This window comes from Moraxella sp. 179-F 1C4 NHS (assembly GCF_045370505.1).
Classification (GTDB): Bacteria; Pseudomonadota; Gammaproteobacteria; order Pseudomonadales; family Moraxellaceae; genus Faucicola; species Faucicola tetraodonis.
On sequence record NZ_JBIQEC010000003.1, the window covers coordinates 48005 to 63649 of the forward strand.

At 45.2% G+C, this 15645-nt stretch carries 12 protein-coding genes; 10 read left to right on the plus strand and 2 right to left on the minus strand.

The features are described from left to right. Positions 1–295 precede the first annotated feature (295 nt). The 4 genes from nrdB to ACH0AB_RS02105 all read left to right on the plus strand — a co-directional run bounded on the left by nrdB (position 296) and on the right by ACH0AB_RS02105 (position 4455). Positions 296–1429: a class Ia ribonucleoside-diphosphate reductase subunit beta gene (nrdB, locus tag ACH0AB_RS02090; protein WP_312115078.1), complete on the plus strand. Its 1134-nt coding sequence runs from the start codon at positions 296–298 to the stop codon at positions 1427–1429. A gap of 40 nt (positions 1430–1469) precedes the next feature. Further along, a complete protein-coding gene (locus ACH0AB_RS02095) occupies positions 1470–1730 on the plus strand; it encodes a 2Fe-2S iron-sulfur cluster-binding protein (RefSeq protein ID WP_007115706.1) in 261 nt (86 codons plus the stop codon). Between the two features lie 271 nt (positions 1731–2001). Then, a complete protein-coding gene (rpoD, locus tag ACH0AB_RS02100; protein WP_406876968.1) occupies positions 2002–3906 on the plus strand; it encodes an RNA polymerase sigma factor RpoD in 1905 nt (634 codons plus the stop codon). Between the two features lie 204 nt (positions 3907–4110). Beyond that, complete coding sequence (locus tag ACH0AB_RS02105; protein ID WP_007115703.1) at positions 4111–4455, plus strand: YbeD family protein; 345 nt, start codon at positions 4111–4113, stop codon at positions 4453–4455. Positions 4456–4575: 120 nt separating this feature from the next. Here the strand turns inward: ACH0AB_RS02105 and ACH0AB_RS02110 are convergent, their stop codons facing one another. Further along, positions 4576–6960 (minus strand): hypothetical protein, encoded by a 2385-nt coding sequence (locus tag ACH0AB_RS02110; RefSeq protein ID WP_406876969.1) that lies wholly within the window; start codon positions 6958–6960, stop codon positions 4576–4578. 214 nt (positions 6961–7174) lie between these two features. Here ACH0AB_RS02110 and ACH0AB_RS02115 point away from each other — a divergent pair, with 214 nt between their 5' ends. The 6 genes from ACH0AB_RS02115 (at position 7175) to ACH0AB_RS02140 (ending at position 14163) form a co-directional block, all read left to right on the plus strand. Then, entirely contained in the window at positions 7175–8080 is a 906-nt protein-coding gene (locus ACH0AB_RS02115; RefSeq protein ID WP_406876971.1) for an ATP-binding protein, read from the plus strand. Between the two features lies 1 nt (position 8081). Further along, on the plus strand, positions 8082–9431 hold the full coding sequence (locus tag ACH0AB_RS02120) for a DUF2868 domain-containing protein (RefSeq protein WP_406876972.1): 1350 nt from the start codon (positions 8082–8084) through the stop codon (positions 9429–9431). Positions 9432–9433: 2 nt separating this feature from the next. Continuing rightward, entirely contained in the window at positions 9434–9991 is a 558-nt protein-coding gene (locus ACH0AB_RS02125; protein ID WP_406876973.1) for a hypothetical protein, read from the plus strand. Between the two features lie 31 nt (positions 9992–10022). After that, complete coding sequence (locus ACH0AB_RS02130) at positions 10023–11585, plus strand: DUF3482 domain-containing protein (RefSeq protein ID WP_406876974.1); 1563 nt, start codon at positions 10023–10025, stop codon at positions 11583–11585. A gap of 170 nt (positions 11586–11755) precedes the next feature. Beyond that, on the plus strand, positions 11756–12454 hold the full coding sequence (locus ACH0AB_RS02135; protein ID WP_406876975.1) for a VIT1/CCC1 transporter family protein: 699 nt from the start codon (positions 11756–11758) through the stop codon (positions 12452–12454). A 215-nt stretch (positions 12455–12669) separates the two neighbouring features. Then, on the plus strand, positions 12670–14163 hold the full coding sequence (locus tag ACH0AB_RS02140) for an alanine/glycine:cation symporter family protein (protein WP_406876976.1): 1494 nt from the start codon (positions 12670–12672) through the stop codon (positions 14161–14163). A gap of 89 nt (positions 14164–14252) precedes the next feature. On the opposite strand, the gene ACH0AB_RS02145 is transcribed toward ACH0AB_RS02140, so the two are convergent. Beyond that, positions 14253–15419, minus strand: coding sequence for an MFS transporter (locus tag ACH0AB_RS02145; RefSeq protein WP_406877059.1), 1167 nt, complete (start codon positions 15417–15419; stop codon positions 14253–14255). Positions 15420–15645: the final 226 nt, after the last annotated feature.

Sequence of the window (15645 nt, forward strand, 5' to 3'; positions counted from 1 at the left end):
GGCTTTGACAGTCGTCTTTTTTATTGCGTGCTAAAATAAAAACACAATATATAGATTTTCAAATGTCAATAAATTTAATTACTAATTTTTTGATATACAAATAGTTATATATTTCAATATGTTATAAATTTTATCCTTAAAAATCAAATCCTTGGGTGGATTGCAATTGCTATATGTTGTTATCTATAATAGCCAAGCACACTAGCCAGTTGATGCACTTGTTAGCTGATAGCATTTGTTAGCTGATATTGCTATGCCACTTGTCTTGAACTTTGATTGAAGAAGATTCACCGCTATGTCATATTCCATCTTTTGCCAAACCAAAAATGACCCATTGCTTGAGCCGATGTTTTTTGGTCAGCCTGTCAATGTGGCACGTTACGACCAACAAAAATTCCCTGTTTTCGAGCAGTTGATTGAAAAGCAATTGTCGTTTTTTTGGCGTCCAGAAGAAATTGACGTCTCCAAAGACCGCTTGGATTTTAGCAACTTGTCAGTACATGAACAGCATATCTTCTTAAGCAACCTAAAGTACCAAACCTTGCTTGATTCCATTCAAGGTCGTAGCCCCAATGCCGTGCTACTGCCACTGGTATCAATTCCTGAATTAGAAACCTGGATTGAAACATGGTCATTTTCTGAGACCATCCATTCTCGCAGCTATACCCACATTATTCGTAACGTGGTCAATGACCCAAGCAAAGTATTCGACGATATCGTTGACAATCCTTTTATCCTAGAGCGCGCGACAGGGATTGCCAAGTTTTATGACGAGCTGTACCAACTATCTCAGCTATATAACCTATACGGTGAAGGTCGTCATGTGATTGATGGCAAGCCCGTCGAGGTCAATTTACGCCTGCTTAAAACCAAATTGTATCTATGTTTGGTCGCTATCAATGTGCTAGAAGCGATTCGTTTTTATGTGTCGTTTGCTTGTTCATTTGCCTTTGCTGAGCGCAAACTGATGGAAGGTAATGCCAAAATCATCAAAATGATTGCCCGTGACGAAGCGCTGCATCTAAACGGCACCCAGCATATGATTAATTTGCTGCAATCGGGCAAAGACGACCCTGACATGGTAGAAATCGCCCAAGATTGCCAACAGCAAGCCATTGAAATTTTCAAAGACGCGGCTGAACAAGAAAAAGCATGGGCAAAATACTTGTTTAAAGATGGCTCAATGATTGGCTTGAATGAAAATATCTTGGTGCAATACGTCGAGTACATTACCAATCTACGTATGGATGCGATTGGCTTGCCACCCATTTTTGCGGCAATTAAAAACAATCCAATTCCATGGATCAATGCGTGGTTGTCCTCAGACAACGTGCAAGTCGCGCCCCAAGAGTCAGAAATCACCTCTTATTTGGTCGGTCAAATTGACGCAGAGCTGAGTGATGATGCGTTTGATGATTTTGAATTGTAATTCGTCATACGCTTATTTTATTTAGGCAATATAATCGATTATGGCATGGATTTTTACCAACAACACGCAGTTTTATCTGCATGACGCCGAGACGTTGCTACAAGGCATGCTTCGCTCAAAAATCCCTGCCAATCACCAATGCCTTGAAGGTTATTGCGGTACTTGTAAGCTCAAATACCGCCGTCGCCACCATGACACCCGTATCGAATACATCAATGAGCCACTGGTGATGTTAGACGATGACGAAATCCTACCCTGCTGTTGTCAAGTTAGAGGGGCAATCGAGCTTGATATTGATTAATTTACCAAAATAACCCGCCAAAAACTGCGCGAAATGCCGCATAAAGCGAAAACTTACCCGCTTTGCCTTTAATTTTCTCCCCGCGAACCTCATATAATCCGTTATAATAATAGGTTGACTACCGCTTTTTAATCATACTAAATCTTTATTTAGTCCTCGACTGTCATTTGCAGGGTGTATCCCTTGATAAAAATGAAGAAATACAGTCATTAGCTTATTTGTCGTGCTATTACATTATTTATTTTTTTAACCAATATCAAAGCGAGCCCTCATGAGCGAACATTCAACTTCTCAATTAGCCACGCTGATTCAATTAGGTAAAGAGCAAGGTTATCTCACCTATGCTGAGATCAATGACCAACTCCCCGAATCGGTAACTGAAAGTGACCAAATTGATGATATTATTCAAATGCTCACAGACGTTGGCATCAAGATTTTTGAGACCGCGCCTGATGAAGACGACATTATGCTTAGCGATGATGCGGATGATGACGAAATTGCTGTCGATGAAGCCGCTGCAGTACTTGCCTCAGTAGAATCTGAGCCAGGTCGCACCACCGACCCTGTGCGTATGTATATGCGTGAGATGGGTACGGTTGACCTACTCACCCGTGAAGGTGAGATTGCGATTGCTAAGCGTATCGAAGATGGTATTCGAGATGTACAACATGCCATGACCTTTTGGCCAGGTACGGTGGCCATGCTCATTAATGAATACCACCAAACCTTTGAAGGTGAAAAGAAAGTCTCGGATATTATTACCGGTTTTCTTGACCCTGAAGCCGCTGATGTCATCCCGCTTGCCGATGACGAAGAGGTAGAAATCGCGTTACCGATTATCAAACCCAAAGTCAAAGACGACAAAGCCGAGGATGAGCTCGACGATGAAGCCGAAAACGCCGATGAAATCGAAGAAGCCGATGGCGACGTCAGTGAAGATGCCGATACCGAAGAAGCCAGCGGTCTTGACCCTGAAGAAGTGCGTCTGCGCTTTGAAGAATTAGAGCAATTATTCAACAAGGTCAAAGATTTATTAGCCACCCATGATCGTGATAGCGACGTGGTCAAAGCTGCGATGAATGAGCTTGCCAACTGCTTTATGCTATTTAAGCTCAATAGCCGCGTCTCTGACAATATCATGGATATGATGCGCGAGGTGTATGAAGACGTGCGTAAAAACGAACGTCACATCATGAAACTGGTGATTCGCCGCGGTAAAATGCCAAAAGATGAGTTTCGCAAAACCTTTCCGCATAATGAAACCAACCTTGACTGGCTCCCTAACCGTATCGCAGGCAAACCTGCCTTTGCTGACACGTTAGAGCGGGTACTTGACGAAGTATTACAGTATCAAGGGCGTATCCAGCAGCATGAGCAAAATCTTGGCATGAGCATCGACCAAATGAAAGTGGTCGCACGCAACATGTCTGTGGGCGAAGCCAAAGCCCGCCGCGCCAAAAAAGAAATGGTTGAGGCAAACTTACGTCTGGTCATCTCGATTGCTAAAAAATACACCAATCGCGGTTTGCAGTTCCTTGATTTGATTCAAGAAGGCAACATTGGCTTGATGAAAGCGGTAGATAAATTTGAATATCGCCGTGGTTATAAATTCTCCACTTATGCCACTTGGTGGATTCGCCAAGCCATCACCCGCTCGATTGCTGACCAAGCGCGTACCATCCGTATCCCCGTGCACATGATTGAAACCATCAATAAAATCAACCGTGTATCGCGCCAGCTATTACAAGAAATGGGACGTGAGCCTACCCCTGAGGAATTGGGCGAACGCTTAGAGATGGACGAAGTCAAAGTCCGTAAAGTACTCAAAATCGCCAAAGAGCCAATCTCAATGGAAACCCCAATCGGCGATGATGAAGACAGTCACTTGGGTGATTTTATTGAGGACTCGAGCATATCAAGCCCAGTGGATGAAGCAACGGCACAAGGGTTAAAAGAAGCTACCCGTGAAGTGTTAGCCAACCTCACCGAACGTGAAGCCAAAGTGCTTAAAATGCGTTTTGGTATTGATATGTCTACCGACCATACCTTAGAGGAAGTGGGTAAACAATTTGATGTCACCCGTGAGCGTATTCGTCAGATTGAAGCCAAAGCGCTGCGTAAACTGCGCCACCCTTCTCGCTCCGAACATTTACGTTCATTCCTAGAGAATGATTAATGTTATATCCATCCAAAAAAGCCGAGACAATATTCTCGGTTTTTTTATGGGCGAGTTTGTGAATGTGGTTTTTCTATAAATGTGGCTTTTTATGAATTGGGTTATGAATGGCGCTTTTTTCAACGCCAAACTGCAACGTCTTGAAATTATCGGTTTTACCCTCATTTAGACCCTAAAGAAATTTATACAACCTTAGGTGATGCTATGAACGATAAAACAATTACACTCAATAACTTGGAAGCCGCTGCATGTAGTACGCGAGCGGCAAAACCTACGGATATCCAGCACCCAGAATTGTGGAATTTCCCTATGGATTATCCGCTTAGCATCATCGGTCATGAGGGTCACAAAGAGACGCTACTCGATGAAGTAAAATTAATTTTGGGTACTTTATTTCCTGAATTTGATTTGGCAAGTTTGACTATCAATCCATCGCGTACCGGTCGTTTTCATTCAGTACGTGCCAATGTATATTTGACAGAAGCTGAGCAAGTCAATAGCCTGTATAAAATGCTGGATGAAGCGGCAAGTATTCGTACCGTATTATAAACCTGTCATGGTTAAAAATGGCACGAGTGATTGACGTACAAAAAGCGGGATACATCAGTTATCCCGCTTTTTTTATCTGTTTTATATTGCTTATCAGTAGCTGATGATACGCTTACCTGATTATTGACTCAAAAGTAACAACTGATAGGCAGCCTTGTAGGCATCATAATTAAAATCATAGCTCGCCTCAAAGTGAGGTTTGAGTTTTTCAATTAACTCATCATCTTCATCAGATAGGCTGATATGCTTGGCTTGGGTCTGCATGTCTTCGATAGCGATTTCGCCAAGTAATTGATTAAACTTATCACGCGCCTGCTTTTGCTTGGCAATATCGGCAGCCGTCATGGGGACGGGTGCAGTATCAGCGCTGCCAGATTGCTGGCTGGCTGCCTGTTCTTGGGCGGTGGCTTTGTCTATTTTTGCACAGATTTTGGCAAGGCGGGTGCGTGATGTTTTATCAAGTTTATCTGTGTCCAACAGTAGCGAACAAGCTTGTTGTTCTTCGCTTTCCTCAACAACATCTACTGCCGCTGCAGCTTCCGCCGCCACTGCAGCTGCGCTTTCTACATCGCTGGGTTTGTCACTGATAGTTTGATACAACTGGCTAAAAATCTGGGCGTCAGATTTGCCTTGGGCTTTAAGTCTAGCAATCTGTTGCAAGTATTGCTGATTGCGATAGGTTTTATCAACAATCCCTGCGATATGTTCGGCAAGCTCATCATCGACATACGCATCAATGTCTGTAACCGCCTCTTGCTGACGGCTATCGGTATTTACGACCGCATAATTATCGGCCTGTATTTTTGCAAGTTTGGTTGCAGCGGCGTTTAGCGCCGCCATATCTATTTCGCTCAGGCTTGCTTCATCTTTTTGCAACACAAACTGGTAGGTATAAAGGGTGACAAAGGTCTCGACAAACCCTTTGTTTTGTTTGAGCAAACTATAGGACAAGGCTTCTAAATTCTTATCACTGTCAAAGATTTTGGATTGTTTTGTCGCCGCCCATAGATTGTTATCTTTTGATGCTTGTTGCCAAGTGATTGCCTTGTTGAAGATATCAGGATTGACGCGGGCTTTGCCATAATCATAAAAGTTAACCACTGTGCGCATTTGGGTCTTGGGCTGATTGGTTGGCGGCGTGGTTTTTTCAAATGCTGGCAAATCACTCATTGCTACCACATTGAGTAGTTGATTTTGGCGGTTGAGTCCATAGCTGATACGGATGTCGTCATCCATTGAGATAAAGCTGCTATTTGCCTCTTTGCTTATTTCAGCTTGCAGCGCTTTAAAGGCTTGCGGATTGGCGTCGATGATTTTTGCCAGTGCGGCGGCACTGACCAATTTATCTGATTGGTATTTGTCAAAGGCTGCTAAGGCTTTTGCAGTTTGACCCAATTCGTCACTGCTCGACTCATCAGTGGTTGACTCGTCAGTGGCTGTTTGAGTCTCTAAACTGTCCATAGCCTCTGCAGCATCGGCGCTGGCTGGGTCAGCAGCGCTTTCATCTGATTGCGCGCGCATTTTGTCAATCGCTTCATACAGGCGCATGGCAGATTCATACGCTTTTTCCTCAACGCTTGCCAACTCATTGCTGTCAAAGGCTTTTTTCATCAGATACCGTGGGCTAACGGCAAGGCTACTAAGCTGCTTTAGCTCATCATCTTTGGCAAAATCGGCTGGATTGATGAATGATTTTAGGTAGCGTTTATTGACGTGGAAGAACAGCAAATACTCCGCTATCATTTGATTGTAGCCAATGCGGTAGCCAATGCGCTGGCTCACACCTTTGGCTTTATCTTCAGTAGTCAAAGCCAATGGCTGATAGTCGCTTTCTTTAGCAAGGGTGGCATTTAGCAGTGACATCTGTTCAAATACCTTGAATAAGGCTCTTTTATCTATCTTTTTATCTTTTAGCAGTTTGCTATAGTCATATTCGATGTAGCGTCCATCATATTGGGGGTCGGTGGCAAACTCAGAGAGTCCCGACAAGTCAGCATATACTTTGGAGCGCGCAAAATCAGCCGCAAGCGGCACTTTGATAAACGCCCCTGCATTGTTCTGCACGTAGCGAAATTCAGGCACGATTGACATTTGCCCTCGGCGAAAATCTACCACACCTGTGGAGGCAAACTCAAAGCGCTTGGTTAAAATATCCATCACTTGCCCCGCTTCGCTTTGTTCACGGGTTTGGTGATTGACCCCCTCTGTAACCAAGGCTTGTTGGCGAGCATCAAGGTGCTGTGCTGCGCTAAGCTGCTGGATAAGTTTTAAACGATTAGGGCTTGCAGCTAACGCTTGTGCGCTACGTAAGGGCGGGCGCACCACATTGACTCGATAGTCATAAGCATAGCTTTGGCGACTGAGCAAATTTTGGTTGGCTTGCAACACGCGTTGAGACAGCGGCTGACTCGCGCTAGGCTGTGTGGCACAGCCATGAATCCCCAGCATGACGATAGCAAAAGTGAGAGGTTTTATACTAAAGGCGATGGCCTGTTGCGCATTCATTGATCTTCCTTAACAAATTTTATTATAAAGCCTATCTTTATAACTGAATTGATTTTTTTTGTAAACAAAAAGCCAGTGTTATGCTGCAATGTTTACAAAGATAATGGGTAATCTAACGGAGTTTTGCTATCATACGAACTAAATACCGCAAAAACGCTTAAAAACCCCTCATTTTAAAACCAATTACTTAAAAACCACTCAGAAGAACCCTTGTATGTCGCAACTTAGTCTACCCGCTAATCTTAGTTTACCCGCTAATTTAGAATACTTACTCACCCAATTTTTACAGGCGCAGCTGCCCAAGCCCATACAACTTGACCCAAGCGTGCTTGCCTACCGATGGCAATCAAATAGCCGCACGGGCAGCGGTGAAATGGTGCCTTTAACCGTGGATTTGCGATTGACGTTGGATGATTTGCTTGGCATTGAGGTGCAAAAAAATAAACTGATTCAAAACACGCGCCAATATTTAGCAGGCTTACCTGCCAATCATGTGCTGATGACAGGCACGCGTGGCGCAGGAAAATCCTCACTCATTCGGGCATTGCTCAATCAATATAAAGCGGATGGTCTTCGTATTATCGAAGTGTCACGAGATGATTTGGTGATGTTAGAGCCGATTCGCCAAGCGGTACGAGACCTTCATACAACTCAGCCCAATCATGGCTGTCATTATGTGGTGTACTGTGATGACTTAGCGTTCAATGGGCAAGATGAGAATTATCGCACGCTCAAAAGTGTGCTCGACGGCGCGCTAGATAGCGAGCAAGACAAACTACTGGTCTATGCGACCAGTAACCGCCGTCATCTATTACCGCAACTGATGAAAGACAATGTGAGCATTTATAATGGGCAAACTGATGAAGTCAATCCGTACGAGACGATTGATGAAACTGTATCGTTGTCTGACCGCTTTGGGCTGTGGCTGTCGTTTCATCCGATGACCCAGCCTGTGTATTTAGATATTTGTGCGCATTATTTGGCGCAAGCAAGTTTGCCCTTTGATGAGGAAGCAAAAGCCGCTGCCTTGCGCTTTGCCAGTGAACGCGGCGGACGCTCTGGGCGCGTGGCTTATCAGTTTAGTCGGTATTTTATTGGCATGAAAAGGTTGGAAAATTAACATGTACACATCTCAAGACCAACTCACCGAACTGGTGCGCAGGCTAGAAGAAAAACAGCATATTTTTGCCGCTGACCCGATCCTTATCACTGAAAAACTGCAACATGAACCGGGTGAACCGCTGACCAAATTGCGCCGCCGTGCCACACGCATTGACAATGATGGTAAACTTGCGCAGCTACTCACCACCATCGACACCCGCGTCAATGGCGTGATTTGGGGATTGACTGTGCTGTGGTTTATTTTGGGCTTTGTGGCGTTATTTGGCTTGATGCAAGCGCAGGTGGTGAACTTTTTTTATGTGCTAGCCAGTTTATTAGGGTTTAATACCATTATCTTGCTGGTTTGGCTCGGTTGGATGCTGTTCTCACCGCGCAACAAACCCAGTTTTTTTGGTGCTTTTTTTACCCCTGCCACCCTAGTGCGTGGCAAAGATGTTGTTACCCAAACGGCAGTAGAGCTATATCAAGACCAGCTTAATCACGCTGGCACCAAATGGTACGTCAGTCGTATCAGCCACCAGTTTTGGTTAGCCAGCCTATCGGGAATGTTGGTGTCATTAATTCTATTGTTATTGGTCAAAAATTATAATTTTGTGTGGGAATCAACCCTACTACAAGACAGCAACGTGGTGGAAGTGGTCAAGCTGATGTCTTGGCTGCCCCATTGGGTAGGCTTTCCTACGCCAACGGCACAAGATATTATCACCGCGCAAATGAATCCTGAAACCACGCCACAGATGATTTCGTTTCGCTGGGCGATGTTATTAATCGGTAGCCTACTGATGTACGGTATCGTGCCACGTTTGCTCGCCTGGCTATGTTGTCTGATGATGGTGCGCTCAAGCCGTATGAAACTTGATACCAAACAGCCGTATTATCAAAAAATTATCGATTTTTGGCAGCGCAAAGTGATTGACCCCGATGACAGCCCTGCTGAGCAAAAACCTATCGCACCCACTGCGCAAATCAGCCTAGCCAATAAACTCGCCGTGTTGCTCGAATACCCGCAAGCCAACCCGCAATGGTATGCCAAAACCGTTGGTATGGCAGCGCAAAACTTTGGTCGTATCGATGATCGTGATGACTTGGAAAAACTGATTGCCTACCTTCAAAGCAACCCTGTTCAAGTGCTCGTCGGTATCTCCAATCTCGCACTCCCCGACCGTGGCACCCTGCGAAAACTCGATAATATCGCAAGCGCGGCAAAAGGCGGTATGATTGTGCAACTGCTCGATGCCAATCAAGGCTACCTGCCAAGTCCGAGCGAAATTGAAACCATCAAAGCCCGTCAACTACAATGGGAAACCGCGTTGGCAGAACGCCAGATTGCCCTAGTAAGAGAAAATTAACCATGAATGCCACGACAAGCTATGCCGATGTGATTAATAGCATTGCCCAGACTGCTGCACAGCTTACGCTCACAGCGCAAAGCGCTTTTGTGCAAAATCTACTGCGTCAATTCGTTCAAAATTTACCAGCCGATTGGCTTGACAATGAACTCGACAGTGAAAAACCGCACTATCAAGCCCTATTTGACGCCGTAAATACTCAAACTTGGCAAACCGCTAGTATCGAACAGGCGCTAAATGCGCTCGATGACATCATGTTTGCTATGGGCGAGAGCTATCCACACAGCACCAGTGACGCGATTTTGCTGATGCTTGATATGCTTGGGTTTTATCTATCTTTGACCGCCATGGAAGAAAAATCTGCCGTGAGTGATGGTTGGGTGATTTTAACCGCTGAAGGCTACTTGGATTATTACGACCAACTGGCAGAAGATAGTAGCGAAAACATAGATGATGTTGCCCATAGTTTTGATGATTGGTTGGCACATCCACTGACCCAAACTGCCTTCAATCATGTCACCCATGCCTTAGAACTTGCCAAAAGAACTTGCCAAAAATAGCTCGCGCTGAATACATAAAGGTTAACAAATAATGGATAACAAAGACATAACCGCCCAAGAAAAACTGACAATTGATTTAACCAAAGATTATTTGCCAGCGAATACCACCTTGCCAGCGGGGGTCGCTGACAGTGTGACCCATCCAAGCACCGACATCGCTACGCAGATGTCCAATCATCCATTAGCCCAAGCTGAACAAAATCCCTATCGCAGCCGCAAAATCAGCATTGGCGAAAATGAAGCGTTAAAATTGGCGGTCGTGGGTCATACCAATACCGGTAAAACTTCGCTACTGCGCACCCTGTTGCGTGATATGTACTTTGGCGAAGTCAAAAATGCGCCTGCCACTACCCGCCATGTGGAAAAAGCCATGATCAATGACAGCCAAACGGGTAAAGGCTTGGTGGCACTGTATGACACGCCCGGTCTAGAAGATGCGTCAGGGCTACTTGATTGGTTAGAAGACAACACCGCTGCCCGCCGTGACGGTGTGGAGCGGTTACAGCAATTTTTGGCAAGTGCGCCTGCGCAAGACGAGTTTAGCCAAGAAGCCAAGGTCATTCGTCAGCTGATTGCCAGTGATATGGCCGTCTATGTGATTGATGCGCGTGAGCCTGTGCTCGGCAAATATAAAGATGAGTTGACGGTGCTGTCATGGTCAGCCATCCCCGTCATGCCTGTATTTAACTTTACTAAGGGTCAAGATAGCAATATCAATGAGTGGCAGCAGATGCTCGCGCGCCGCAACTTACATGTATCCACGCGGTTTGACTCAGTGGCGTTTGAATTTGATGATGAAATCAAACTGTGGCAAAACTTAGAAACCATGCTAATACAACCTGAAATTATCAAACAGCTGATCGAGCGTCGTAAAGCCGATTGGGATAATTTGTACGATGATGCCAATATTATCATTGCGCATTTTTTATTAAACGTTGCCGCCTTTGTTGAAACCATTCATGAGGAAGATGATCCGCTGCCCACCTTGCAAAAAATGCAAGAAAAAGTACGCCAAGCTGAACGCAATATGCAAGATGAACTATTAAACCTGTATAAATTTTATGACAATATCGTCACCACCACACCGCTTGAACTGACTGAATATCGTCGCGATCCGTTCGATAAAGAGGTACTAGCCAGTTATGGGATTCGTACCACAGGCGGTGCTGCGGCAGGCGCGCTGATTGGTTTAGGTATTGATGTCGCCACCCTTGGCACTTCACTGGGGCTGGGTACGGCGCTTGGTGGTTTGGCAGGTGGCTTACTGTCAAACACCAGCGCGATTGCCGACAAAATCAGCGGCGTCAAACGGCTGCACATAGACCCTGCTACCCTGACCTTACTGGCAACTCGAGCAATGGATTTACTGACTGCGCTACGCCATCGTGGTCATGCGGCGACTGATAGCATCATGGCGAACCAATCGCTCGCGCCTTGGTCAGTTGATAGATTGCCAAGTTTGCTCAAAAAAGCGCGTGGTAAGCCCGAATGGTCATCGCTCAACACAGGTAGACAAGCCACTGTATCTGCCAAGCAGTCGCATGAGCTGCGCGATGAGGCAGCTTGGCAACTATCACGTCAATTAAGACGCTGATTTATTAGGGTAAAAACATGGTAAAGAATCTGGCTGAAAACTATCTAGCCTTGTTAAGGTTATTATTTGCTAAGCCCACTATAAGAATTTATTAAGTTAATTTTGTTATGTTTACCTTTTCATCTATCTTTTTTAATCTATGTCAATTTTTTGTTTTTGAGGGCAAGACCATGTATTCAGCACATCATGAACCGCATTTTAGTAATCGCAACAACTGGCTACGCGCAACCGTGCTCGGCGCCAACGATGGTTTGATTTCCACTGCCAGTCTATTAATGGGGGTTGCGGCAGCGCAAGTGGACAGTCACACCTTGCTGCTGACAGGGGTGGCATCGCTGATTGCTGGTGCAATTAGTATGGCAGCGGGTGAGTATGTCTCCGTCTCTTCGCAAGCCGACACCGAAAAAGCCGACTTGGCAAAAGAAGCCTATGAACTTGAGCACAATTCAGACCGCGAGCTAAAAGAACTGACGCATATTTATGTTCAGCGCGGCTTAACGCCTGCTATGGCACATGATGTTGCGGTAGCACTCACTGCTCACAATGCCCTAGAAGCGCACGCGCGCGATGAAATTGGACTTACCGATACCGCATCCGCCAATCCACTACAGGCAGCCGTGGCGTCGGCTTTATCCTTTATCACAGGGGCGCTGCTACCGGTGCTGTGTATTTGGCTATTACCAAAACAATATTTGGTCGGCGGTTTGGGCACAGTAACCTTGATAGGATTGGCAGTTTTGGGGTGGTTATCGGCGTATTTGGGGGGTGCCAAAATTTTCCCTGCCATTGTACGGGTGGTCATTTGGGGCGTTGTTGCGTTGGTTACTACCAACCTTATCGGTGGAATGTTTGGGGTAAAAACAGGTTAGTCAATCACTTTTTATCGCATTATTTATCGCTAATTTTTATCATTACCATTTGCAAAACCAATTTTTTCTTATAAGATAAGAAAACTGTAATAATTCAGCAAGTTTATAGAAACTATTATTGAGTGATAGATTATCGTTTCTATAAATTAAACAGTTGGCAAATAGTCAAAAATCCTATGGGATTTTAGCTTTCTACGGTAGTGGGAGATAAGGTTATGCAAGATTTTGTCAATGCGATTAATGATTGGGTATGGAGTCCCGCATTAATCTATCTATGTTTATTGGTTGGTTTATATTTTTCAATTCGTGGTCGTTTTTTACAAGTGCGCCATTTTGGTCGCATGATTCGATTGCTGATGGACGGCAAAAGCACCGATCAGGGTGTGTCCTCATTTCAAGCACTCGCTATGTCACTCGCAGGTCGTGTGGGTACAGGTAACATTGCCGGTGTCGCAACAGCGATTACGTTTGGTGGTCCTGGTGCATTATTTTGGATGTGGATGGTAGCGTTCTTGGGTGCAAGTACCGCATTCGTTGAGTCAACGCTTGCGCAGATTTATAAAGAACGTGATGATAAAGGCTTTTTTATCGGTGGTCCAGCCTATTATTTTGAAAAAGCACTAGGGCAAAAATGGTATGCCGTGTTATTTGCGATATCGGCAATCGCCGCTTGTGGTTTATTGTTACCCGGTGTACAGGCCAATTCGATTGCTGAAGCGATGAATAATTCACTGGGTATCGCACCTAGCATTTCAGCCGCGGTAATTGCGGCACTACTTGGCTTTATCATCTTTGGTGGTGTCAAACGTATTGCCTCCTCCGCTGAGGTGATTGTACCTTTTATGGCACTTGCCTACATCATCGTGGCGATTGTTATTATCATCATGCATATCGGTCAATTACCTGATGTGCTAGCGTTGATTTTCCGCTCTGCGTTTGGTATGGATTCTACGTTTGGTGCTGTGTTGGGTCTTGCCATCCAATGGGGTGTGAAACGTGGCGTTTACTCCAATGAAGCAGGTCAAGGTACAGGTCCTCACCCATCGGCAGCCGCTGATGTGTCACACCCAGCCAAACAAGGCTTAGTACAAGCGTTTTCAGTGTATGTCGATACGTTATTTGTTTGTTCGGCGACAGGTTTCATGCTAATCATTACTGGTATGTACAACGTACAAGACCCTGCCAGCAAAGAAGCCTTCTTGTATCAAGGGGTTAAAGGCGTTGCCGCAGGTCCAGGTTATGTGCAAACTGCGATGGAAAACATCATGCCAGGTTTTGGCGCAGTGTTTGTGGCGGTTGCGCTATTCTTCTTTGCCTTCACTACCATCATGGCTTACTACTATATTGCAGAAACCAATATCCGTTATCTCACTCGTACCGTAAAGCTAAATTGGGCAATCCCTGTACTCAAAGTAGTGATTTTATTTGTGGTAATTTATAGCTGCTTAAAAACCGCCGACTTGGCATGGGCATTGGGTGACTTGGGCGTTGGTTTGATGGCATGGCTCAACATCATTGGTATCTTATTCTTGCAAAAACCTGCGTTTGCTGCACTGCGCGATTATGAAGCACAGGTCAAACAAGGCAAAGATCCTATCTATGATGCGCGCGCCAATGGCGTACACAATGCGCCTATTTGGGATGAAATTTCAGCCAAGTACCGTAAAGAATTTGGCGAACATCCCAACCATGATCGCTTTGTACCCTAATTTTAATATGTGAATGCTTCAATACTTTCATTTAACAGCCGTTAAAAAAATAAGCCCCATTGACTGGGGTTTATTTTTGTGATGAATGATTATCTTTTGATTGGGATTTTAATTAACCCAAAAAATGCAATCAGTAAAGCGATGACTTGTACAGCCAGCAGCGTATAGACTGTATATAGCCATTTGCCTTGTGCATATGCCAGACCACACGCCCACGCTCCGATACTACCACCGATGTAGTACGCCATATAATATAAACCTGACGCCAGCGACCGCCCTTCTTTGACATTCACCGCGATATAAGTAATGGTCGCCGATTGGGTAATAAACACCCCGGTCGACATCACCGCAAGCGCTACAATCACCAAGGAGATAGGCGCAGCCAGTGTCATCAGCACGCCCATCATCGAAATCATCACCGCCACGCGCACCATACGGGCAGCGCCGTATTTGGCAATTAAACTACTTGCAATCGGTGTGACCACGACCCCAATCAAATACACCGCAAAAATGTTAGCAAGCCCTGCACTCGATAGATTGTAGGGTGCGTTTGCCAAGTGCAAATTAACATAGGTAAAACAGCCCACTAATGAAAACAACACGCATGCGCCAAGCAGTCCTGCGGTCACCACATAACGGTTGCGCAGATGTTTACTTAGCATGTGCAGCGCCGATGTAAAATTTGGGTTGGCATGAAAATGACGTGAGCGCGGTAATAACCAAGCCACCAAGCCAGCGCCTAACACCGTTAACACGCCCATGAACAAAAAGCCTTTTTCCCAGCCGATAAGCTCTTCTAAATGCCCCAAGATAAAGCGCCCTAAAAATCCCCCAAATACTGTACCTGAGACATAATAGGACATCATTTTTGCCATCTCTTTGCCGGCGTACTCTTCCCCGACATAGGCAATCGTCACCACTGTAATGCCAGGTACCGCCAACCCTTGCATAAATCGCCAAATAACGATGCTAGAGAGTGAGTCAGACAGCCCAATCATCATCGTGGGTATTGCCATAAAGGCAATGGATGCCACAATGATATTTTTACGACCCACGGCATCAGACAACATCCCCATAAACGGTGACATCATGGCAATGGCAATCACCGTCGCCCCAACTGTCATGCCCACTTGCGTTTCGGTCGCTGAGAACGCTTGCATCATAATCGGCAAAATCGCTTGAATCGAATAAACCTGCAAAAATGCAAACGCGCCAATCATGCCAATCATGATTTTGACTATCAATGAGGGTGGCATTGTCGGTGGTTTGGCATTCGGTTGTTGAGAGGGCGGTTGTTGAGAAGGCGGTTGATTTTGCGGTTGGCTATGGGGTGGATTGCGGCTAGTTAAGTTAATGGATGTTAGTGTGTGAGTATCAGTATCAGTGAAATGATTGGAAGAATCTAAATGCCCAGTGGCATGTTGTGCTTGAGAAGTCATAGGTGACCTTTTTACAAAGTATTGCCTGTCATAAAAATGCCTA